The sequence below is a fragment of the Rhizobium phaseoli genome (assembly GCF_010668805.1).
Taxonomy (GTDB): Bacteria; Pseudomonadota; Alphaproteobacteria; order Rhizobiales; family Rhizobiaceae; genus Rhizobium; species Rhizobium phaseoli_A.
In genome coordinates this window covers 1-421 of sequence record NZ_WUFT01000095.1, presented here as the reverse complement: position 1 = coordinate 421, position 421 = coordinate 1, and the positions used below count along the sequence as shown (strand labels likewise).

1 pseudogene is annotated in these 421 nt (G+C 76.2%); it reads left to right on the top strand.

Features of this window, described 5'->3' with window-relative positions:
• Window positions 1-216, top strand: a pseudogene (locus tag GR197_RS31540) (hypothetical protein); the annotation flags it as partial.
• Window positions 217-421 lie beyond the last annotated feature (205 nt).

Below are 421 nucleotides of genomic sequence, written 5' to 3'. Positions count from 1 at the left end.
GTCCGGGAGATCGGCGGCGGCCGCGACCACGCGCTCATGTTCAAGGCGCGGGTGGGCGACCGGGAGGTGCACGGCTGCGACTTCCTGCACCACGACGACGCCGGGCTCATCGACGAGTTCTGCGTGATGGTGCGCCCGCTGTCGGGGGCCCGCGCCCTGTCGGACGCGATGGCGGTGGAGTTCGCGAACGTCCGGCGGGAGATGGGCCTGGCCTGACGCGGCCCGCCCCTGAGACGGCTCCGCCTCACCGGGCGAGTCCGAGGACGGTCCAGCTCGCGAACGCCGACAGCGTGTACAGGGCGGGCGTGGGCCACCGGGTGCGCCCGCGCGCGAAGGACGCGGCGGCGAGCGCCGGGACGGCGAGCGGCACGAACGCGGCGGCCGTCCACGGCCCCGTCCGCGCGGAGAGCGCGAGCAGCAC